The sequence below is a fragment of the Streptomyces sp. NPDC058812 genome (assembly GCF_042744565.1).
Lineage (GTDB): Bacteria > Actinomycetota > Actinomycetes > Streptomycetales > Streptomycetaceae > Streptomyces > Streptomyces thinghirensis.
In genome coordinates, this window is the sequence record NZ_JBHYOB010000003.1 from 546,021 (window position 1) to 566,934 (window position 20,914).

21 protein-coding genes and 1 rRNA gene are annotated in these 20,914 nt (G+C 69.6%); 14 read left to right on the forward strand and 8 right to left on the reverse strand.

Annotated elements, in window-relative coordinates; translation table 11 throughout:
* Positions 1 to 185 precede the first annotated feature (185 nt).
* The 4 genes from pstS (at position 186) to pstB (ending at position 4,352) form a co-directional block, all read left to right on the forward strand.
* Entirely contained in the window at positions 186 to 1,313 is a 1,128-nt protein-coding gene (gene pstS / locus ACFW48_RS09390) for a phosphate ABC transporter substrate-binding protein PstS (RefSeq protein ID WP_386312016.1), read from the forward strand.
* Between the two features lie 130 nt (positions 1,314 to 1,443).
* Positions 1,444 to 2,457 carry a phosphate ABC transporter permease subunit PstC gene (gene pstC / locus ACFW48_RS09395; protein ID WP_386312018.1) on the forward strand — a complete coding sequence of 338 codons (1,014 nt, stop codon included), beginning with the start codon at positions 1,444 to 1,446 and terminating at the stop codon, positions 2,455 to 2,457.
* Complete coding sequence (pstA, locus tag ACFW48_RS09400; RefSeq protein ID WP_345635949.1) at positions 2,454 to 3,518, forward strand: phosphate ABC transporter permease PstA; 1,065 nt, start codon at positions 2,454 to 2,456, stop codon at positions 3,516 to 3,518. The genes pstC and pstA overlap by 4 nt, the downstream gene beginning before the upstream one ends.
* A 57-nt stretch (positions 3,519 to 3,575) precedes the next feature.
* Entirely contained in the window at positions 3,576 to 4,352 is a 777-nt protein-coding gene (pstB, locus tag ACFW48_RS09405; protein WP_383556690.1) for a phosphate ABC transporter ATP-binding protein PstB, read from the forward strand.
* A 277-nt stretch (positions 4,353 to 4,629) separates the two neighbouring features.
* Here the strand turns inward: pstB and pitH are convergent, their stop codons facing one another.
* On the reverse strand, positions 4,630 to 5,628 hold the full coding sequence (gene pitH / locus ACFW48_RS09410) for a low-affinity phosphate transporter PitH (RefSeq protein ID WP_386312021.1): 999 nt from the start codon (positions 5,626 to 5,628) through the stop codon (positions 4,630 to 4,632).
* A gap of 7 nt (positions 5,629 to 5,635) precedes the next feature.
* Positions 5,636 to 6,256, reverse strand: a complete 621-nt coding sequence (locus ACFW48_RS09415; RefSeq protein ID WP_053133402.1) for a DUF47 domain-containing protein — start codon at positions 6,254 to 6,256, stop codon at positions 5,636 to 5,638.
* Positions 6,257 to 6,504: 248 nt separating this feature from the next.
* On the opposite strand from ACFW48_RS09415, the gene ACFW48_RS09420 reads away from it, so the two are divergent.
* Positions 6,505 to 6,882 (forward strand): metal-sensitive transcriptional regulator, encoded by a 378-nt coding sequence (locus ACFW48_RS09420; protein WP_386312024.1) that lies wholly within the window; start codon positions 6,505 to 6,507, stop codon positions 6,880 to 6,882.
* Positions 6,883 to 6,930: 48 nt separating this feature from the next.
* On the opposite strand, the gene ACFW48_RS09425 is transcribed toward ACFW48_RS09420, so the two are convergent.
* Both ACFW48_RS09425 and ACFW48_RS09430 read right to left on the reverse strand, forming a co-directional pair.
* Positions 6,931 to 7,110: a hypothetical protein gene (locus tag ACFW48_RS09425; protein WP_345635958.1), complete on the reverse strand. Its 180-nt coding sequence runs from the start codon at positions 7,108 to 7,110 to the stop codon at positions 6,931 to 6,933.
* A 68-nt stretch (positions 7,111 to 7,178) separates the two neighbouring features.
* Positions 7,179 to 8,099, reverse strand: a complete 921-nt coding sequence (locus tag ACFW48_RS09430; RefSeq protein ID WP_386312102.1) for a hypothetical protein — start codon at positions 8,097 to 8,099, stop codon at positions 7,179 to 7,181.
* Positions 8,100 to 8,185: 86 nt separating this feature from the next.
* On the opposite strand from ACFW48_RS09430, the gene ACFW48_RS09435 reads away from it, so the two are divergent.
* The gene (locus ACFW48_RS09435) at positions 8,186 to 8,356 is read left to right on the forward strand and encodes a hypothetical protein (RefSeq protein WP_386312026.1); all 171 of its coding nucleotides are present in this window, start codon (positions 8,186 to 8,188) and stop codon (positions 8,354 to 8,356) included.
* 68 nt (positions 8,357 to 8,424) lie between these two features.
* On the opposite strand, the gene ACFW48_RS09440 is transcribed toward ACFW48_RS09435, so the two are convergent.
* The gene (locus ACFW48_RS09440) at positions 8,425 to 9,135 is read right to left on the reverse strand and encodes a phosphatase PAP2 family protein (RefSeq protein ID WP_386312028.1); all 711 of its coding nucleotides are present in this window, start codon (positions 9,133 to 9,135) and stop codon (positions 8,425 to 8,427) included.
* Positions 9,136 to 9,372: 237 nt separating this feature from the next.
* Positions 9,373 to 10,392 carry an NlpC/P60 family protein gene (locus ACFW48_RS09445; RefSeq protein ID WP_386312105.1) on the reverse strand — a complete coding sequence of 340 codons (1,020 nt, stop codon included), beginning with the start codon at positions 10,390 to 10,392 and terminating at the stop codon, positions 9,373 to 9,375.
* Positions 10,393 to 10,799: 407 nt separating this feature from the next.
* Here ACFW48_RS09445 and ACFW48_RS09450 point away from each other — a divergent pair, with 407 nt between their 5' ends.
* From ACFW48_RS09450 to ACFW48_RS09475, 6 genes are all read left to right on the forward strand, one after another.
* Entirely contained in the window at positions 10,800 to 11,108 is a 309-nt protein-coding gene (locus tag ACFW48_RS09450; RefSeq protein ID WP_121747793.1) for a hypothetical protein, read from the forward strand.
* Between the two features lie 165 nt (positions 11,109 to 11,273).
* Positions 11,274 to 12,089: a hypothetical protein gene (locus ACFW48_RS09455; RefSeq protein ID WP_386312030.1), complete on the forward strand. Its 816-nt coding sequence runs from the start codon at positions 11,274 to 11,276 to the stop codon at positions 12,087 to 12,089.
* Entirely contained in the window at positions 12,079 to 13,431 is a 1,353-nt protein-coding gene (locus ACFW48_RS09460; protein WP_386312032.1) for a hypothetical protein, read from the forward strand. The genes ACFW48_RS09455 and ACFW48_RS09460 overlap by 11 nt, the downstream gene beginning before the upstream one ends.
* Positions 13,428 to 14,987 (forward strand): SCO6880 family protein, encoded by a 1,560-nt coding sequence (locus tag ACFW48_RS09465; protein WP_386312034.1) that lies wholly within the window; start codon positions 13,428 to 13,430, stop codon positions 14,985 to 14,987. The genes ACFW48_RS09460 and ACFW48_RS09465 overlap by 4 nt, the downstream gene beginning before the upstream one ends.
* A gap of 12 nt (positions 14,988 to 14,999) precedes the next feature.
* Positions 15,000 to 16,412, forward strand: a complete 1,413-nt coding sequence (locus ACFW48_RS09470; protein WP_386312037.1) for an ATP-binding protein — start codon at positions 15,000 to 15,002, stop codon at positions 16,410 to 16,412.
* Positions 16,413 to 16,434: 22 nt separating this feature from the next.
* Positions 16,435 to 17,988, forward strand: a complete 1,554-nt coding sequence (locus ACFW48_RS09475; RefSeq protein WP_386312040.1) for a type IV secretory system conjugative DNA transfer family protein — start codon at positions 16,435 to 16,437, stop codon at positions 17,986 to 17,988.
* A gap of 19 nt (positions 17,989 to 18,007) precedes the next feature.
* Here ACFW48_RS09475 and ACFW48_RS09480 read toward each other — a convergent pair whose 3' ends face one another.
* Complete coding sequence (locus tag ACFW48_RS09480) at positions 18,008 to 18,568, reverse strand: GNAT family N-acetyltransferase (RefSeq protein WP_386312042.1); 561 nt, start codon at positions 18,566 to 18,568, stop codon at positions 18,008 to 18,010.
* A 95-nt stretch (positions 18,569 to 18,663) separates the two neighbouring features.
* On the opposite strand from ACFW48_RS09480, the gene ACFW48_RS09485 reads away from it, so the two are divergent.
* Positions 18,664 to 19,926 (forward strand): sensor histidine kinase, encoded by a 1,263-nt coding sequence (locus ACFW48_RS09485; RefSeq protein WP_386312045.1) that lies wholly within the window; start codon positions 18,664 to 18,666, stop codon positions 19,924 to 19,926.
* A complete protein-coding gene (locus tag ACFW48_RS09490; protein WP_386312048.1) occupies positions 19,923 to 20,582 on the forward strand; it encodes a response regulator in 660 nt (219 codons plus the stop codon). The genes ACFW48_RS09485 and ACFW48_RS09490 overlap by 4 nt, the downstream gene beginning before the upstream one ends.
* 70 nt (positions 20,583 to 20,652) lie before the next feature.
* Here the strand turns inward: ACFW48_RS09490 and rrf are convergent.
* A 5S ribosomal RNA gene (gene rrf / locus ACFW48_RS09495) occupies positions 20,653 to 20,769 on the reverse strand.
* Positions 20,770 to 20,914 lie beyond the last annotated feature (145 nt).

The window sequence follows — 20,914 nt, forward strand, 5'->3', positions numbered from 1 at the left end:
ACAGGGGTTCACCCCCCGTTCATTTATGCCCTTCGGCGGCTTCACCTGTTCTGCCTAATTTCGGCCTTACCGATACGGGGCGCTTCCCGAAAACGCGCCCGTGTCGCCCAGTCTTGATCGTCTTCAACGCCACTCCTCGCACGCCGCCGGATTCAGGACGGCGGCTCCTGGAAGGAACTCCCTCAGTGAAGCTTCAGCGCATGAACCGGCGGGCCCTCGCTCTCGGTGCTCTCGCCGTCTCCGGCGCCCTGGCCCTCACGGCGTGCGGCTCCGACGACACCGGCGGCAACAGCACCGGCGGTGACGCCAGCGCCACCGCCAACAGCAACATCAAGTGCGACGACGCCAAGGGCCAGCTCCAGGCCTCCGGCTCCTCCGCCCAGAAGAACGCGATCGACGCCTGGGTCAAGCAGTACGTCTCGGCCTGCCGGGATGTACAGATCAACTACAACCCGACCGGCTCCGGCGCGGGCATCACCGCGTTCCTCCAGGGCCAGACCGCCTTCGCCGGCTCGGACTCGGCGCTGAAGCCCGACGAGATCGAGCAGTCCAAGAAGGTCTGCAAGGACGGCCAGGCCATCGACCTGCCGATGGTCGGCGGCCCGATCGCCGTGGGCTTCAACGTCCCCGGCGTCGACACGCTCGTCCTGGACGCCCCGACGCTCGCCAAGATCTTCGACAGCAAGATCAGCAACTGGAACGACCCGGCGATCGCCAAGCTCAACCCCGAGGCCAAGCTGCCCGACCTCAAGATCCAGGCCTTCCACCGCTCGGACGAGTCCGGCACCACGGACAACTTCACCAAGTACCTGAAGGACGCCGCGCCGGACGACTGGAAGTACGAGGGCGGCAAGTCCTGGGAGGCCAAGGGCGGCCAGTCCGCCCCCGGCTCCTCCGGCCTCGCCCAGCAGGTGAAGCAGGTCTCGGGCTCCATCTCGTACTTCGAGCTGTCGTACGCCAAGGACGGCATGAAGACCGTCGACATCAAGACCGAGGCCGCCGAGCCGGTCAAGGCCACCGTCGACAACGCCACCGCGGCCATCGGCGCCGCCAAGGTCGTCGGCACCGGCAAGGACCTCGCGCTGGAGCTGGACTACACGCCCAGCGCCGACGGCGCCTACCCGCTCGTCCTGGTGACGTACGAGGTCGTCTGCGACAAGGGCAACAAGGCCGAGAGCCTGCCCGCCACCAAGTCCTTCCTGAACTACATGGCCTCGGAGGACGGCCAGGGCCTGCTGAAGGAGGCCGGCTACGCCCCGATGCCCACCGAGATCATCACCAAGGTCCGCGAGAACATCTCGGGCCTGAGCTGACCCGAGTGCGGTCCGGTCTCCCCGCGGGGGCCGGACCGCACCGTCCGGTGCACCGCCGCCAGGAGCCCCCGAGACGGGGTGCCTCCGCCCGAGCCGCCGCGTACGACGGCTCCGCAGACCGGAGAACCCGATGGACATAACCACTGATCCCCAGAAGCCCGCACCAGCACCCGTACCGCACCAGCCCCCCGGGAAGGACGCCAAGCGCGCCGCACGCGGCGCCACCCGCCCCGGCGACCGGATCTTCCTCGGGCTCTCCCGCGGTTCCGGCATCTTCGTACTGGTCATCATGGCCGCCATCGCGGCCTTCCTGACCTACCGCGCCTCGATCGCGATCAGCAAGAACGAGGCCAACTTCCTCACCACCCTCGAGTGGAACCCCACCGGCACGCCGCCGGAGTTCGGCATCGCGGTCCTGGCCTTCGGCACCGTCGTGTCGTCGGTCATCGCCATGGTCATCGCGGTCCCGATCGCGGTCGGCATCGCCCTGTTCATCACGCACTACGCGCCGCGCAAGCTGGGCGGCGCGATCGGGTACGTGATCGACCTGCTCGCCGCCGTGCCCTCGATCGTCTACGGCCTGTGGGGCGCGCTCGTCCTCGTGCCGCACATGGAGGGGCTCTTCGGCTGGCTGGACGAGTACCTCGGCTGGACCGGCGTATTCGAGTGGAACCAGGGCGCGCCGCGCTCGCTGTTCACCGTGGGCATCCTGCTCGCGATCATGATCCTGCCGATCGTCACCAACGTCAGCCGTGAGGTCTTCCGGCAGGTCCCGCGCATGCACGAGGAGGCCGCCCTGGCCCTCGGCGCCACGCGCTGGGAGGTCATCCGCATGTCGGTGCTGCCCTTCGGCCGCTCCGGCGTCATCTCCGCCTCGATGCTCGGGCTCGGCCGCGCGCTCGGCGAGACGATGGCCGTGGCGATGGTGCTCTCCTCGAGCTTCGAGATCAACTTCAGCCTGCTCGACACGGGCGGCGGCACCTTCGCCCAGAACATCGCCAGCAAGTTCAACGAGGCGACCGTGATGGGCCGTGACGCGCTGATCGCCTCCGGTCTCGTCCTCTTCGTCATCACCCTGCTGGTCAACGGTGCGGCCCGGATAATCATCGGACGCCGCAAGGAGTACTCGGGGGCCAACGCATGAGCCACGCAACCCTTACCCCCAAGAGCCGCAGCTCCCTGCGCGGCGCCACGCTGCCCAAGTGGTTCCTCTGGGCGGTCGCCGCCGGCTCGATCGCGGCCGGCCTGGGCATCAGCGCCGCGGCCGGGCTGAACAGCAGCATCCAGTGGGCCCTGATCGCCGCGGTCCTCTTCGTCCTGGGCACGTACGCCATCTCGGCGCGCGTCGAGGGCGGGCGCCAGGCCAAGGACCGGGTGGCGACCAGCATGGTGTGGGTCGCGTTCATCGTGGCCGTGATCCCGCTGGCCTCCCTGGTCTGGGCGACCGTCAAGCGCGGTGTGAAGGTCCTCGACGGCTACTTCCTCACCCACTCGATGGGCGTGGTCGCCGACGCCGAGGTGGGCGGCGGCATCTACCACGCCATCCTCGGCACCCTGGAGCAGGTCGGCATCGCCACCCTGATCTCCGTGCCGGTCGGTGTGCTGACCGCGATCTACCTGGTCGAGTACGGGAGCGGCAAGCTCGCCAAGGCCGTCACCTTCTTCGTCGACGTCATGACGGGCATCCCGTCGATCGTCGCCGGTCTGTTCATCCTCAGTACGTGGATCCTGATGCTGGACATGGGTCCGTCCGGCTTCGCCGGCTCGCTCGCCCTGTCGATCCTGATGATCCCGGTGGTCGTCCGCTCCACCGAGGAGATGCTCAAGCTCGTCCCGAACGAGCTGCGCGAGGCGTCCCTGGCGCTCGGCGTGCCGAAGTGGCGCACGATCCTGAAGGTGGTCCTGCCGACGTCGGTCGGCGGCATCACCACCGGCGTCATGCTGGCGGTCGCCCGCATCACCGGTGAGACGGCCCCCGTGCTGCTGCTGGTCTGGGGAACGGACTTCATCAACGCGAACCCGTTCCAGGACCCGCAGGAGTCGCTGCCGATGTACATCTATCTGCAGTTCGCCAACAGCGGCGGCTACGGCGCGGCCTACGACCGTGCGTGGGCGGCGGCACTGACGCTCATCGCCTTCATCATGATCCTCAACCTCGCGGCCCGCGGCATCGCCCGCTGGAAGGCCCCGAAGACGGGTCGCTGACGCGGCCAGAGCAACAACAGTCAGCGCCCCGGACACGCGAAAGAAGAAGTGATACCCATGGCCAAGCGCATAGATGTCAGCGGCCTCAACGCCTACTACAGCTCCTTCCTGGCCATCGAGGACATCTCGATGACCGTGGAGCCCCGCTCGGTGACGGCCTTCATCGGCCCCTCCGGCTGCGGCAAGTCCACGTTCCTGCGCACGCTCAACCGCATGCACGAGGTCACGCCGGGCGGCCGGGTCGAGGGCAAGGTCATGCTCGACGACGAGAACCTCTACGGCGCGGGCATCGACCCGGTGGCCGTGCGGCGCGAGGTCGGCATGGTCTTCCAGCGGCCGAACCCGTTCCCGACCATGTCGGTGTACGACAACGTCGCGGCGGGTCTGCGCCTGAACGGCAAGTACAAGAAGTCGGAACTGGACGACGTCGTCGAGAAGTCCCTGCGCGGCGCGAACCTCTGGAACGAGGTCAAGGACCGCCTGAACAAGCCGGGCTCCGGCCTCTCCGGCGGTCAGCAGCAGCGCCTGTGCATCGCCCGCGCCATCGCGGTCGAGCCGAACGTCCTCCTGATGGACGAGCCCTGCTCCGCCCTGGACCCGATCTCCACCCTCGCCATCGAGGACCTGATCGGCGAGCTGAAGGAGCGCTTCACGATCGTCATCGTGACGCACAACATGCAGCAGGCGGCGCGCGTCTCGGACCGTACGGCGTTCTTCAACCTGGCGGCGGTCGGTCAGCCCGGCAAGCTGATCGAGATCGACGAGACGGAGCGCATCTTCTCCAACCCGTCGGTCCAGGCCACGGAGGACTACATCTCGGGCCGCTTCGGCTAGGCCCGAACCCGATCCCCTCGCGGTGCTGCATGGCGGTGCCACCGCGAGGAGCACAAGGGCCCGCCCCCCGGTTCGGGGGGCGGGCCCATCGCTTCGCCCGCGCGCTGCTGCGGGCAGTCGCGCCGCGCTGCTGCGGGCAGTCGCGCCGCGCTGCTGCGGGCAGTCGCGCCGCGCTGCTGCGGGCAGTCGTGCCGCTGGGGCGGCACGGGTGGGCGCAGCGGCACCCCGCAACGCCGGGCCGCGCACCCACCCCGCCCGGCACCCGCGCCGGCCACCGCTACAGAAACGCCAGGTTAACGACCCAGAAGGAACACGCCGCCACCGCCGCAGCCGCCGGCATCGTGATGAACCACCCCATGATGATGTTCTTGGCGACCCCCCACCGCACGGCGTTCACCCGCTTCGTGGCCCCCACGCCCATGATCGCCGAAGTGATCACATGGGTCGTCGAGATCGGCGCGTGGAACAGGAACGCCGACCCGAACATGATCGACGCCCCCGTCGTCTCCGCGGCGAACCCCTGCGGCGGATCCAGCTCGATGATCTTCCGCCCCAGCGTCCGCATGATCCGCCAGCCACCCGCGTACGTCCCCGCGGACAGCATCAGCGCACAGGCGATCTTCACCCACACCGGAATGGGATCGCCGTAGTCCTCGACATCGGCGATGACCAGCGCCATCACCACGATGCCCATCGTCTTCTGCGCGTCCTGCAGCCCGTGCCCCAGCGCCATACCCGCCGCGGACACCGTCTGCGCGATCCGGAAGCCCCGCTTCGCCTTGTGCGGATTGGCCCGCCGGAAGATCCACATGATGGCGGTCATCACCAGATATCCGGCGAGCAGTCCGACCACCGGCGACACGAACATGGGGATGACGATCTTGTCGACGACCCCGTGCCAGTACACGGTCGTGCTGCCGGCCAGCGCGGCCCCGACCATGCCGCCGAACAACGCGTGGGAGGACGAGGACGGCAGACCGAAGTACCAGGTGATGAGGTTCCAGACGATGGCGCCCACGAGCGCCGCGAAGAGGATCCCCATCCCCTTCGAACCCTCTGGGGTCTCGATCACCCCCTCACTGACGGTCTTGGCGACCCCGGATCCCATGAACGCGCCGGCGAGGTTCATGACGGCGGCCATCGCGAGCGCCGCCCGGGGCGTCAGCGCGCGCGTCGACACGGACGTCGCGATCGCGTTCGCCGAGTCGTGGAAACCGTTGGTGTACGTGAAGAAGAGCGCGACCCCGATGGTCACGACCAGAGCGAAGGTGTCCATGAAGAGGTCAGGACTCCTTGACCGCGATGGTCTCCACCGTGTTAGCCACGTGCTCGAAGGCGTCGGCCGCCTCTTCCAGAACGTCCACGATCTGCTTCAGCTTCAGCACCTCGATGGCTTCGTACTTGCCGTTGAAGAGGTGGGCGAGCAGCTTGCGGTGGACCTGGTCGGCCTGGTTCTCCAGCCGGTTGACCTCGATCCAGTACTCGGTGAGGTTGTCCATGGTGCGCAGGTTCGGCATCGCCTCGGCCGTCAGCTCGGCGGCCCGCGCCAGCACCTCGATCTGCTGGTCGACGCCCTTGGGCAGTTCCTCGACGTTGTAGAGGACGACCAGGTCGACGGCCTCCTCCATGAAGTCCATGATGTCGTCGAGGGACGATGCGAGGTTGTAGATGTCCTCGCGGTCGAAGGGCGTGATGAAGGAGGAGTTCAGCTGGTGGAAGATCGCGTGGGTCGCGTCGTCACCTGCGTGTTCGGCGGCCCGCATACGCTCTGCGATCTCGGCCCGGGCGGATGCGTCCGCCCCGAGCAGTTCCATCAGGAGCTTGGAGCCCGTGACGATGTTGTCCGCGGAGGCGGCGAACATGTCGTAGAAGCTCGTCTCCCTGGGGGTCAGACGAAAGCGCACGTGGGGTCCTCGGGGTGCATCGGTTTCGGTCAGGCTGATGCTAGGCGCATCATCCGGCCACGGCTAACGGGCCGTCCCCCAGTGTCGCCCATCAGGCACAGTGATGAGCAGGGGGGCGACGCCAGGGGCTCCGTCAAGGCCCCTCTACCCCGCAAAGTTCGTTACCATATACCCGCTAGGGGTATATGCCCGCTATCTGCCCGAACTCTTCCCACCCTGCCCACTCTGCCCCACAACAGGAGGACGCGATGACGACCACCGAGGCCGGCGCAGGTGCGCCCTCCCCCGCCGTGGACGCGGTGGAGACGGACGGGACGGACGTCGTGACCGACCACGACCGCGGCGTGCACGGCTACCACAAGCAGAAGGACGAGCACCTCAAGCGCCTGCGCCGCATCGAGGGCCAGGTCCGCGGCCTCCAGCGGATGGTCGACGAGGACGTCTACTGCATCGACATACTCACCCAGGTCTCCGCCTCCACGAAGGCCCTGCAGTCCTTCGCACTGCAACTCCTGGAGGAGCACCTGCGCCACTGCGTCGCCGACGCGGCCGTCAAGGGCGGCGCCGAGATCGACGCGAAGGTGGAGGAGGCGACGAAGGCGATCGGCCGCCTCCTGCGCACATGACCCCGAACCGGTAGGACCGGCCGACCGCCCGCGAGCCCGGCCGGCCCCCTACCGGTCGGCCCCGGCCCCTCGTTCCTCGGCCACCCGCAGCACCTCGTCGATGCTCTCCAGGCTGAGCCGCTCCCGGGCGGCCGAGGCCGCGATGATCAGTTCGCCGCACAGCTCGATCTCGGCGAGGGCCACGTGGTCCTGAACCGTCGTACCGCCGACCGGAGCCACGCGCGTCACCTCGTCTCTGCCGTCACCGACTTCCTAGAGTAGGGAGCGGCCTACACACCGCGCATGGCACGGAAGGGCTAGTTCTTGCCGCCCGGCCCCTCACCCGACGCCTCGTCCGCCCCCTCGCCCGACGCCGCCGGCTCCCCCGGCTCCGCGGCGATCTTGCCGGCGTAGATGTCCCGGTCCTCCGGCAGCCGTACGCGCACGGCGGCGCCGAAATCGTAGAGCAGCGTCGTCGAGGCGACGGCCACGGTGCCCTCGTCCCGCCCGTTGGCGAAGCTGAAGCGGTGCCGGACCTTGCGGATACGGCCCTCGTCGTCGAGGTAGGCGTCGAACGGCACCTCGGCGGTGGCGAACCCCTTCGCCGCCGCGGCCAGCGCCTGCCTGTTCCCGTCCGACGCGCCACGCGCCGCCCTGGCCAGGTCCGCGGTCCCCCGGTAGTGCCGCACCGCGGTCCCCGCGACCTCCGTCCGCCCCACGTACGTCGCGGTCCGCGTACCGAGCAGCACCTCGGCGGCGGCGAGGGGGTCCGTCGCCCCGCCGGTCACCAGGTTCCCGTCGGACAGCGAGGCGGTCTCCACCCGCACCCACTTGTCGTCGGGCACGCCGGCCCCGCGGTTCTTCATGAACAGGGCACCCGGTGCGAGCAGTTCGGTGATCGGCCGGTGCTCACTCGACCCCGCCGGGTCCTGCGGCAGCCGGACCTTCAGCCGCCCGAGCCGCCCCTCGAAGTCGTACACACCCTCGCCCCGGATGGTCACCCGCGTCCCGCCGCTGGCCATCTCCATCGCGGTACGGGCCTTGGCGCTCCCGGCGGCCACCAGCCGGTCGGCCGCCCGGTGCAGCACGGCGACCGGGTCGCCGCCGCCCGCGCCCTGGACGGCGGCCCCCTGACCGGAACACCCGCTCCCGGCCAGACACACACAGATCACGCCCCCGGCGAGGACGAGCCCCCCGCCCACCCTCCCCTTCCGCCGCTCCCTCTCCCACCCGACCATCGCCACCTACCCAGCCGTCACACGCGTTGCGGACCCCCTGCCGTCCCGGTTAACGAGGGGCAGGCGACCCCGGTAACGTTGTGGGCGTGGCGCAGCAGGAAGGTCTGGAAGCTCCCCAGGAAATCCCGGAACACCTCACGACGACGGTCGAACAGGGCCCCTTCTGCCTGGCCCGCTGCACCTGCGGCTGGCGAGGCCCGGCCCGCAGAGCGAGAAGCCAGGCCCGCACGGACGCGAAGACCCACGCCCCGACCTGACCGCCGGCACCTACCCGAAGAACCGAGGGCACCCTGAGTACGGGCGCCCTCGGTCAGTACGGACTGTCTCAGGCGGCGAGGTCGCGCTCCCCCGCCTCGGCACTCTCCTTGCGCGCCCCCGGAATCACGGCGTCGCGCCCGGCGGCGTCCCCTCGCCCCCGCGCGCTGACCAGCCACCCCACCCGGGGCGACCGCTCGACGGCGCGGGTCAACGGCGTCAGCAGGGCCATGGCGACCGGCGACAGCAGCAGCGCGACCGCCGTACCGAGAGCGAAGCCGCCCACGACGTCCGTCGGGTAGTGCACGCCCATGTAGACCCGGATGAACCCGCCGAACACGGCCAGCACGATCGCGACGAGCCCGAACTTCCGGTTGGCGACGAACAGGGCGACGGCCAGGGCCATGCACAGCGTGGCGTGATCGCTCACGAAGGAGAAGTCGTCCTTCCCCGCGACGAGCACCTCCAGCCCGTCATGGGACTTGAACGGCCGCGGCCGTTCGACGAAACCCCTTATCGGTACGTTGACCAGCACCGCGACACCGGCCGCGAGCGGCGCCCACACCAGTGCCGCCACGTTCGAGGCCGCGTCCTCGCCGCCCCGCCGCCGCACGGACCACCAGCACCACAGCACCAGCAGCACGATCGCGAACAGCAGTCCGTACTCACCCACGAACTCCATGACCCGGTCGAACCAGTGCGGTGCGTCCTTGGCCAGGCCGTTGATGTCATAGAGCAGCTCGACGTCGGGGTTCGACCCGGATTCGGCGAGTCCAGCCATGGTGCTGCGGCCCCTTCGTCATGTCCTCCGGCGCACCGAACGCACGCCTCTTCTGCCACCCCCGTGGTCGTAGATCCGCCGGTTCCTTCTCATCCCGCACACCTACACGTCAACAGGAACGCACGGTCCCCGTTGATACGTTCCACGCTCCACCGAATGATCACGCAGACGTTATCGAAGAGAAACACGTCGCCGCAGCTCAGGGCATGGATTCACGCTGCGTCCAAACCATGGCATTCACACCGTCGTGGGCAGCGCTTTCGCGCCATCCTCGGTCACCCGGGTGGCCCCGAAGTAATCAGGGGTGTCGATCGGGTCGAACCGGATCACAGCACCCGTCCGCGGCGCGTCGATCATGTATCCGCCGCCGACATAGATCCCCACATGCCGGATGGCCCGGGAGTTGGTGAGATCGTCCGAGAAGAACACCAGGTCACCGGGCATCAACTCGTCCCGCGACGGATGCGGACCCGCGTTGTACTGGTCGTTCGCGACCCGCGGCAGCTTGATCCCCACACTCTCGTACGCCGCCTTCGTCAGCCCCGAGCAGTCGAACCGCCCACCCTGCTCGGGCGTCCCGTTCCCGCCCCACAGATAGAGCGTGCCGAGCTTCTTCTGCGCGTAGGCGATGGCCCCGGCGGCCTGCTCGGACGGATCGACCCGCGTCTCGGGGGCCGCGAAGCTCTTCTCCAGGGTCGTGATCACCTTGACGTAGTTCTGGGTCTCCTTGTACGGCGGCACACCCTGGTACTTGATCACCGCGTAAGCCCCCGCGTTGTAGGAGGCCAGCATGTTCTCGGTCGGATTCCCGGGCACGTCCTTCACGTACGACGCGAGGGAGCAGTCGTACGACGCCGCCGACGGGATGGCGTCCTCCGGGTCCCACACGTCCCGGTCCCCGTCCCCGTCCCCGTCGATCCCGTGGGTGGCCCACGTCCCGGGGATGAACTGCGCTATGCCCTGCGCCGCCGCGTGGCTCTGCGCCCTCGGGTTGAAGCCGCTCTCCTGGTAGAGCTGGGCGGCGAGCAGGGCGGGGTTGATGGCGGGGCAGAGATTGCCCCACTTCTGCACGAGCGGCTGGTACGCCGCGGGCACCGACCCCTTGGCGAGCTTCTTGGCCCCGCCACCGGCGCCGCCCGCAAGGTTTCCGGCGACGAGGTAGACGCCCACGACGAGCAGCATCACGAAGCCCAACCCGCCCGCGACCGCGACACCGGCCCCGACCCACATCTTGCGCATGGCCCAACTCTCCCCGATGCCGAAGCCGTTCAATAACACTTTCCGGCCATGTCGGCGGATCAAACTCCAACCGTCGTCACGACGGATCGTCAGAAGTGGGAAGCCTTCGCGCTCGGCGCCCGGGCGGGCGAGTTCGATCACTTCGCAGAAGGGCCCAACGACGCAACCACACGACAGGTTGCGCTCCAGCCTCATTGCCCGGCGTAACGGGACGTGATACACAGAGTGACCATACGACTCTTTGCATACCGGTCCGCACCACCCTGTTAGTGCCAGGCGCGGACCGGTGGCAAGCTATTCGCACGAAACCCGCCAATCAATGACGCCAAGTCGACATACGACGGCGCCATTGTCGGCGACAATGAGGCCTGACCTCTGCACGTCCGCAGAGGGTGCGGAACTACCCAACAGGGGCGGTGACTTACATGCTCTTTGCGGCCGACGAGGGAGACATCAACACCATCATCGGGGGGATCGCTCCGGACTGGGGCCCCTTCGGCAGCCTGGGCAACGAGGCCAAGATCATGATCGAGGTGGTGATGGCCGTCGCGATTCTGCTCTGCCTCGGCATCGCCATCTGGGGCGCCGCCAAGCAGCGCATCGGTGCCACCGCGCTCCGCGACACCTTCAGCGCGGAACAGGGCAAGGGCCTCATCGTCGCGGGCCTGACGGGCGTGTTCATCATCGGCTCGCTCGGCACGCTCTTCACCATCGTGTACGGAATGGCCGTGTAGCCCGGCGCGCATCCGTTCCTCCCCTCCATCCCACCCGCCCGTCGTGCCAACCGGCTGAGGTTGCGTTTCCCTGATGTCGAGTCACCACACCGCGCCCGCGCGGGAACCAGCACGGCTACCGTCGTACTTCTACGGCAGGCACGACGTCGAGGGGGCGTACGCGGCATGAGTCTCGGAGACGACCACCAGTCCCCCGGCGGTTACGGCGGCACGGGTCAGACACGGACACGGCTGCCCGACGGTGACGCCGACGGCTACGGCGGCCCCCGTCGCGGCGGCCGCTCGTCGTCCCGGAGCCTGGTCACCGTGGTCGGCGTAGTCGTCCTCCTCATCGCCGCGATCGCCTTCGCGAACCGTGGAGGAGACGATTCCGCAACCTCGGACGACACGGCCGCGGACAAGCCGAAGGCCTCGTCGACGGCGCCGTCCGGGACGAAGCCGGTGCAGTCGGGCTTCGCCCGGGATGCGCAGGGGGCGCAGAGCGCGGCGGCGAACTATGCGGTGGCGCTGGGTTCTGACGGCATGTTCGACAGGGCCAAGCGGCAGGACATCATCGACACCGTCTATGCGCCCGAGATCGCCGCGACCCGACAGACAGAGCTGGACGGCGCGTACTCGAGCCAGAAGTTCCTGGCGAACATCGGCCTCGACAAGAACGGCAAGGCGCCGGCCGGCCAGACCTTTGTCTCGCGGATCATCCCGGTCGGCACCAAGGTGACGGCGTCCAGCCCCGACAAGGCCACTGTCGAGGTTTGGTACACGTCACTTTTCGGGCTGTCCGGTGGCGACTCGACCAACCCGGTGACCGAGAGTTGGTACACCACCACGTACCAGCTGACGTGGACCAACAGCGACTGGAAAGTCATCGACTTCCAGCAGAAGGACGGACCAGTGCCCGTCGGTCGCGATCAGAGGGCCTCCACCGCCGACGACATGACGAAGGCCGTCGAGGAGTACGGAGGGTTCACGTATGCGCGCTAACCACCGCCTCCTCAAGGTCACAGCCGCGGTTGCCGCCGTACAGGCCGCCACGGTGCTGCTGGCTACCCGCGCCTTCGCCGCCCCCACGCCGTCGCCGACGGACACCGACGATCCCTGTGACCTCATCCGCGGCCCCGCCAAGGACTACTGCGAACGAGGCGAAGGCGGCGGCTCCACCGGAGGTGGCGGTGGCGGTGGCGGAACCCTCAACTCCCCCACCTCCGCCCTGGACCCCCTCTCCTCCCTCGCCAAGGGCTGCGCCGACGCCGCGTCCTGGACCATCGACAAGCTCAGCGCCGCCGTCCAGGACACGGCGAACGTCGACTTCACGAACCCGACGTTCCTCCAGCAGTACGCCGTCGTCTTCGCGGCGTCGACGATCCTCACGCTCCTCCTCTGGCTCCTCGCGGTGGCGAAGCGTGCCGTGCGCGGCGTCCCCCTCACCACCGCGCTCTCCGAGGCCATCGGGTTCCTCTGGCTCACCGTCCTGGCGTCGGCCTTCACGCCGCTGATCCTCTACACGGTCGTATCGGCGACCGACGGCGTCACCGACGTACTCGCCAAGGCGACCGGCGAGCAGACGGACACCTTCTTCGGCACGTTCTCCGCCGCCCTGGAGAAGGGCGAGGACATCGGCGGCGGACCGATCATGCTGATCGTCGTCTCCCTGGTGTCGATCCTCGCCGCCGGCGTGCTCTGGCTGGAACTCGTCATCCGCGCCGCCCTGCTCTACGTCGGCGCCCTGCTCGGCACCGTCGTCTACGCCGGCCTGGTCGACAAGAACCTGTGGGGTCACGTCCGCCGCTGGGCCGGGATCATGATCGCGGTCATCCTCGTGAAGCCCGTCATCGTGATCGTGCTCGGGCTCGCCGGGGCGCTCTCCGCCGACGACGGGCCGGACGCCTTCTCGGCCGTCGTCTCCGGCCTCGCCATCATCCTGCTCGCCATCTTCGCGTCCGCGATGATCTACCGCTTCGTCCCCGGCTTCGGCGACGAGATCGCGAACGGCCGCAACAACCGCATCATGCAGGGCGCCGAGGGCAAGGCCGCGGCCGTGATCAGCTCCCCGGCGAACCTGGTCGCCCAGGGCATCAGAACCCACAGCACCCGCCACAACGGCGACGGCGGAGGCGGCGGCGGCCAGTCCACCTCCTCCGCCGCGTCCCGTCCCTCGAACCCCGCCTCCGGCGGCGTCGCCGCGCACAGCTCGCGCCCCTCGAACGGAGGCGGCGGAAATGTCCCCTCCGCCGCACCCGCACCCCGCTCCGGCAGCCCGGTGAACACCCCCCACGCCAGCAACACCCGTAACAGCAAAAACAGCACAGGAGGTGACGGGCGTTGACGACCGAGTCCCACGTGTCCCATCCGGTCACGCCCCGCCGTACGTATCTGATCGGCCGCGCCCGGCCGAACGCGATCGTCGGCCGCAACCGCGAGACCGGTGAGATCGCGCTGATCGTCGTCGGCGCGTTCCTCGGCATGATGTGCGGGCTCCTCGTCCCCGTCCTGACCCTGCGCATCGTGCTGCTCTGCGGCTTCCCCATGCTCGCGCTGGCGGCCGTCTACGTGCCGTACAAGCACCGCACGTTCTACAAGTGGTTCGAGATCAACCGCAGCTACAAGCGGACGCTGCGCAGCGGCACCACCTACCGCTCCGGCGTCGTCGAGGCCGGCACCCGGCTCGACGGGCGGGAGGTCGAGGTCGGCCCGCCGCCCGGCATCGGCCGCATCACCTGGCTGGCGGCGCCCTTCGGGCCGGACGAGATCGCCGTACTGCTGCACGCCGACCGCAAGACGGTGACGGCCGCGATCGAGATCGAGGGCCCCGGCGTCGGCCTGCGCGACTCCGAGGACCAGGAGGCCCTCGTCGACCGCTTCGGCACCCTCCTCAAGCACGTGGCCAACGGCGACGGCTTCGTCACCCGCATCCAGATGCTCGCCCGCACCCTCCCGGCCGACCCCGACGCGCACGCCAAGGACGTCGCCCAGCGCGGCGACGACAAGGCGCTGCCGTGGCTGCAGCAGTCGTACGACCAGCTCCAGTCCATGGTGTCCACCAGCAGCGAGCAGCACCGCGCCTACCTCATCGCCTGCATGCACTACACGCGCGAGCTGGCGGCCGAGGCCAACGCCATGGCACGTGCCGCCCGGCCACAGAACGGGCGCAAGCTGGACCGGGACGCGGGCCTCGCGGTCGTGATGGCGCGCGAGCTGACCGACATCTGCTCGCGCCTGCAGGAGGCGGACATCCGCGTACGCCAGCCCCTCGGCCAGGGCCGGCTCTCCTCCCTCATCCACGCCATGTACGACCCGGACCACCCCATCGACCACATCCAGGCGATGACCAAGCGCAACGCCTGGCCGGCCGAGCTGGACGCCATGGAGCCCACCTACCTCCAGGCCAAGACCCGCGAGTCCTCCACCCGTGCCCCCTGGTGCCACGCCACCGCCTGGGTCAAGGAGTGGCCGATGACCCCGGTCGGCGTGAACTTCCTCGCGCCGCTCCTGGTCCACACCCCGGACGTCATCCGCACGGTCGCCGTGACGATGGACCTCGAACCCACCGAGGTCGCCATCGAGCGCATGCTGACGGAGAAGACGAACGACGAGGCCGAGGCCTCCCGCGCCGCCAAGATGAACCGGACCGTCGACCCCCGCGACATCGCCGCCCACGGCCGGCTGGACCAGCGGGGCGAGGACCTCGCCAGCGGCGCGGCCGGCGTCAACCTGGTCGGCTACATCACGGTCTCCTCCCGCTCCCCCGAGGCACTGGCCCGCGACAAGCGGACGATAAGGGCCTCGGCCGGAAAGTCGTACCTGAAGCTGGAGTGGTGCGACCGTGAGCACCACCGCGCCTTCGTGAACACACTTCCGTTCGCCACCGGCATCCGAAGGTAGGGGCTGAGCCTGATGCGGGACCCGCTGACCGTCCTCACCGAAGCCTTCACGTCCTTCCTCTTCGGGAAGGTGGAGACGACCCGCCTCCCCGTCCGCACCTCCACGGGCCAGGCACAGGCCGTCTACCTGCCGACCGCCGCGCCCGGCCTCGGCGACTCCGGCGTGATCATCGGCCGCGAGGTCTACTCCGGCAAGGGCTACATCTACGACCCCTTCCAGCTGTACGGCCAGCAGCTCCCCGCCCCGCACTGGCTGGTGCTCGGGGAGTCGGGAAACGGCAAGTCGGCCCTGGAGAAGACGTACGTCCTGCGCCAGCTCCGCTTCCGCGACCGCCAGGTCGTCGTCCTGGACGCCCAGGGCGAGGACGGGGCCGGTGAATGGAACCTCATCGCGCAGAAGCTGGGTATAACGCCGATCCGGCTGGACCCGATGGCGGCACTCGACCAGGGCATCCGGCTCAACCCCCTCGACCCGGCGATCACGACGACCGGGCAGCTGGCCCTGCTCCGCACGATCATCGAGGTCGCGATGGGGCACGGCCTGGACGAGCGCTCCGGCTTCGCGCTCAAGGTCGCGCACGCCTACGTCAACGAGACCATCGTCGAACGCCAGCCGGTCCTCACCGACATCGTCGAGCAGCTCCGCCACCCCGAGCCGGAGTCCGCCGAGGCGATGAACGTCGCCATAGACGACGTACGGGCGTGGGGCCTGGACGTGGCACTCGTCCTCGACCGCCTCGTCGACGGTGACCTGCGCGGCATGTTCGACGGCCCGACGACGGTCGGCATCGACCTCGACGCCCCCCTCATCGTCTTCGACCTCTCCCACATCGACCGCAACTCCATCGCCATGCCGATCCTCATGGCCATCGTGGGGGTCTGGCTGGAGCACACCTGGATCCGGCCGGACCGGAAGAAGCGCATCTTCCTGGTCGAGGAGGCTTGGCACATCATCAACAGCCCCTTCGTGGCACAGCTGTTCCAGCGGCTGCTGAAGTTCGGGCGACGGCTGGGTCTGTCGTTCGTGGCGGTGGTGCACCACCTGTCGGACGTCGTCGACGGGGCGGCGGCCAGAGAGGCGGCGGCCATCCTGAAAATGGCCTCCACCCGGACCATCTACGCCCAGAAGGCCGACGAGGCGCGGGCCACGGGGCGCGTACTGGGCCTGCCACGCTGGGCCGTGGAGATCATCCCCTCCCTCACCCCCGGCATCGCGGTGTGGGACGTCAACGGCAACGTCCAGGTGGTCAAACACCTGATCACGGAGACCGAGCGCCCCCTGGTCTTCACCGACCGCGCGATGACCGAGTCGTCCGCCGACTTCAACGACGACGCCCTGCGCGCCGCCGAACTGGAGGCGGAGGAAAGGGCGGCGGCCTTCATGGAACAGCACATCGGCGACGCGTCCGAATCGACGGTGGCGTAGGAAGACGGGAGGAACCGGACGCATGAGACCGGACGGACCGGGCGGACCGGACGACCACCGCGGCCGGCGGCCGGCCCAGCAGGGCGGCATCCCCGACGGCCTGCTGCTCGGCATACTCGCCTTCCTCCTCGGCATGACCCTGCTGGTGTGGACGGCGACCGGCCTGTCCGCGCTCTTCGCCCACGGCTCGTGGCCCTCCGGCGTCACCTTCACCGGCACACCCCTGGCCATGCGCCACCTGATCTCCGAGCCCCACGACATCCCCGGCGCCTGGCCGGACACCCCCGAGACGGCCCTCTCCGGGTACGGGCTGTTCTGGGGACTGTTCATCGGCCAGGTGATGGTGCTGGTCGTCCTGACGGTGTTCGTGATGGGAACGGTCGCCCGCTGGCGCGCGGTGCGGCAGCGGCGGCGCGTGGAGGCGACGGCGGCGCCCGTGCACGAGCCGGAGCCGACGCGGGAGCAAGTGCTGGAGCAGGTGCACGAGGTACCGATCCCCAGGGCACCGGAGCAGACGGCCCCGGAGCCGGAGCAGACGGTACGGGAGCGGGAGCAGCCGGTCCGGGAGCCGGAGCAGACGGTCCCGGAGGCTGAGCCCCTCACTTCTGTGGCCGACGGCAAACGAGTGGGTGGCTGGGAAACAAACCGCGCCGAGGGCGCGGTGCACTACGGCCCGCCGGACACCCGCCGCTCAACCGCCGCCCAGACCCTGCGGGACGCGGAAGGCCCCGCCCTCGTCATCACCTCGAACCCGGCCCTCTGGGCGGACACCAAGGACGCCCGCGCGAAACTCGGCCCCGTCCACCTCTACGACCCGAACCACCTCTGCGACACCCCCGCCCGTTTCCACTGGTCCCCCACCGCGGGCTGCGAGGACCGGCAGACGGCCACGATCAGAGCGGCCGCCCTCCTCGCCCCGGTCCGCCCCACCGCCCGGCTCGACCAGGCGGTCAGCGACACCGCCGAGTTGCTCCTGCGCAGCTACCTCCACGCCGCCGCCGTCGACGGCCGCACCGTCCGCCACGTCCACCGCTGGTCCCAGGGCCTCCAGGTCCAGGACGCCGTACGCATCCTCCGTACCAACCCCAAAGCCGCCCCCGGCTCCGCGGGGGAACTCGAAGGCGCCCTCACCGCCCACCCCGAACGCCGGGACATGGCGCAGCAACTGACCACCCGTGCGCTGACCACCCTCTCGACGGTCAACATCCGCGAGGCGTGCACTCCCAACCGAAATGATGCCCTCGCCTTGGATTCCTTCATCCACGAACAGGGAACGCTTTACGTGGTGGGTGAATCCATCGAAGACCCCCGGACGAGCCCGGGCGCGATGCCGCTGCTGACGGCGCTCGTCTCAAGCGTGGTCGAGCGCGGCCGGCGCATGGCCGAACGGTCATCCTCCGGTCGCCTCGACCCACCACTGACGCTCGTCCTGGACGACGTCGCGGCCGTGGCTCCGCTGCCCCAGCTCCCCGAGCTGCTGGCCACCGGGGCGGACCGGGGCCTGCCGACCCTGGCCCTGCTCCGGTCCCGCGAGCAGGGCCGGGCCCGCTGGCCCCACGACGAACTCCCGGTGTAGCGGCGGCCTCGGCACCGCCTCAGCGCTCCAGCACGAACTCCAGCTCGTAGTCACCGGGCCCGCCCACCAGCGGCACCGTCCGTCCGCTCGGCGCGAACCCCGCCTTCCGGTAGGCGCCCTGCGCCCGCTCGTTGTCCGGATGCACGATGAGCCGCACCCGCTCCAGGCCGCTCGCCCACGCCCACTCCAGCCCGGCGTCGAACAACGCCTTGGTCAGCCCGCTGCCCCGCCATTCGGGCCGCACGAACACACCGACCACGTGCCCCTGCCGCCGATCCACGGAGAACCCGGCCCAGTCCGTCGTCCCGGCCTCCTCCACCAGCAGCGTCAGCGTGCCGAGCCACATCCCTCCGGGCACCTCCGCGACGATCTGCCGCGCCCCGGACGCACCCTCCGCGGCTCCGGCCGTCCGCTCCTGCCAGAAGGAGTTCGGGCGGGCCGCGGCGGTGTCGTACGTCTCCAGGTAGGCGAGGTGCGCGAGCGGATCCCGCAGCGCACGCAGCCGCAGCTCCTTCACGGCGGGCCATTCGTCGGCGCGTATGGAGCGGATCACGTAGTCACCGGGGGCCGTGGCACTCATGCGGGCCACCGTAATACCCGGGTACTACGCCCCTCACCTGATATACGGCCTCCGGGCGGACGCCCCCTCGCCCGCCGGGCCGCGATCATGGTCGGATGGACCCCGTGAAGCCCGTGCCGGAAGACCGAGCGGCCGAACCCCTCACCGAGTACGTCCAGCGCGTCAACCGGCGGGTCCGCGCCTTCGACCGTCGCCGTCCCCTCGTGTGGGACCTGCACCTCACCGGTCTGTGGGTGCTGGCCGCCCTGATCGACGCCTCCGGCGGCTGGCGCAACGTCGCCCACGACCCCGACGTTCCCGTCGGCCTCGTCCTCGCGCTCAGCCTCGCCCTCTCCGTCCCCCTCCTCTGGCGCCGCAGCCACCCCCAGGTCGCGCTCCTCGTCACCCTGCCCGCGGCCCTGGTGAACGCCTGGTCGGGCGCCGCCCTCCAAGCGGCCCTGCTCCAACTGCTCCTCGTCCACCACATCGCCCTGCGCCTGCCGCTGCGCAACCTCTGGTGGGCGGTGCTCCTGGTGATCGCCCCGACCTGTGTCACGGTCGCCCGCTACGGGGACGGCGCCGGCTCCTGGAACCAGCAGGTCGGCTCGCAACTCCTCTCCGTCGGCGTGGCCGCCCTCATCGGCATCACCGTCCGCACCCGGCGGGACTACACCGAGGCCCTGGAGGACCGCGCCCGCCGCCTGGAGACGGAACGCGACCAGCAGGGCCGCCTCGCCGCCGCCGCGGAACGCGCCCGCATAGCCCGGGAGATGCACGACATCATCGGCCACAACCTCTCGGTCATCACCGGCCTCGCCGACGGCGGTCGCTACGCCGCCGCCAAGTCCCCCGAACGCGCCGCCCAGGCCTTGGACGCCATCTCCACCACCAGCCGCCAGGCCCTGGGCGAACTACGCCGCCTCCTCGACGTCCTGCGCGAGGAGGAGCGGAACGGCACCCAGGCGGCCGAACTGGCCCCGCAGCCCTCCCTCACCGACCTCGACCAACTCCTCGACGGCGTCCGCAGGGCCGGCCTCCCCGTCCGCACGACCGTCCAGGGCCAGGCCACCCTCCCGGAGGGCCGCCAGCTCACGGTCTACCGAGTCATCCAGGAAGCCCTCACCAACACCCTCAAACACGCCGGCCCCGACGCCACCGCACACATCGACCTCTCCTACGAGACCGGCGGCGCCGTCGCTCTCACCGTCACCGACACCGGCCACGGCGGCCCGGCCTCCGCTCCCTCCGAGGGCCGCGGCCTGCCCGGCATGCGCGAGCGAACGTCCCTGTACGGCGGCACACTTGAGGCCGGCCCACGTCCACGCCCCGAGCGGGGCTGGCGCGTCCACCTGCACCTACCGGAGGAACCCCCGCAGTGACCACCGTCCTCATCGCCGACGACCAGCCGCTCCAGCGCTTCGGCTTCCGGATGCTCCTGGAGAGCCAGGACGACATGACGGTCGTGGGCGAGGCGGCCAACGGCGCCGAAGCCGCCCGCATGACGGCCGAGCTCCATCCCGACGTAGTCCTCATGGACGTCCGCATGCCCGGCCTGGACGGCATCGAGGCGACCCGCCGCATCGTCGCGGGCGGCGGCCGCACCCGCGTCCTGATCCTCACGACCTTCGACCTCGACGAATACGCCTACTCCGGCCTGCGCGCCGGTGCCTCCGGTTTCCTCGTCAAGGATGCCCAGCCGGAGGAACTGCTCTCCGGCATCCGTGCCGTGGCCACGGGCGACGCGGTGGTGGCCCCGAGCCTGACCCGTCGTCTGCTCGACGCGTACGTCCACCATCTGCCGGCCGCCACCGCCCCGGACACCTCCCCCGATCCGCGCCTGGCCGCTCTCACCGACCGCGAGACCGAGATCCTGCGGGTGATAGGCCAGGGCTGGACCAACACGGAGATAGCGGAGCGCCTCCACCTCGCCGAGTCCACGGTCAAGACCCATGTGGGCCGCATCCTGTCCAAGACCGGCTCAAGGGACCGCGTCCAGGCGGTCATCCTGGCGTACGACACGAAATTGGTGGGGTAAACGGCAGAAAACGGCGGTGAACGCAGAAAACCCCGCACCGTTCCCGGTGCGGGGTTTCCTCGCAATGATTGTTCGGCGGCGTCCTACTCTCCCACAGGGTCCCCCCTGCAGTACCATCGGCGCTGTAAGGCTTAGCTTCCGGGTTCGAAATGTAACCGGGCGTTTCCCCTACGCTATGACCACCGAAACACTATGAAACAGACAACCAGCACACCCCCGTGGCAATAGGGGCGGGTTGTTCGTGGTTTCAGAACCAACACAGTGGACGCGAGCAACTGAGGACAAGCCCTCGGCCTATTAGTACCGGTCACCTCCACACCTTGCGGTGCTTC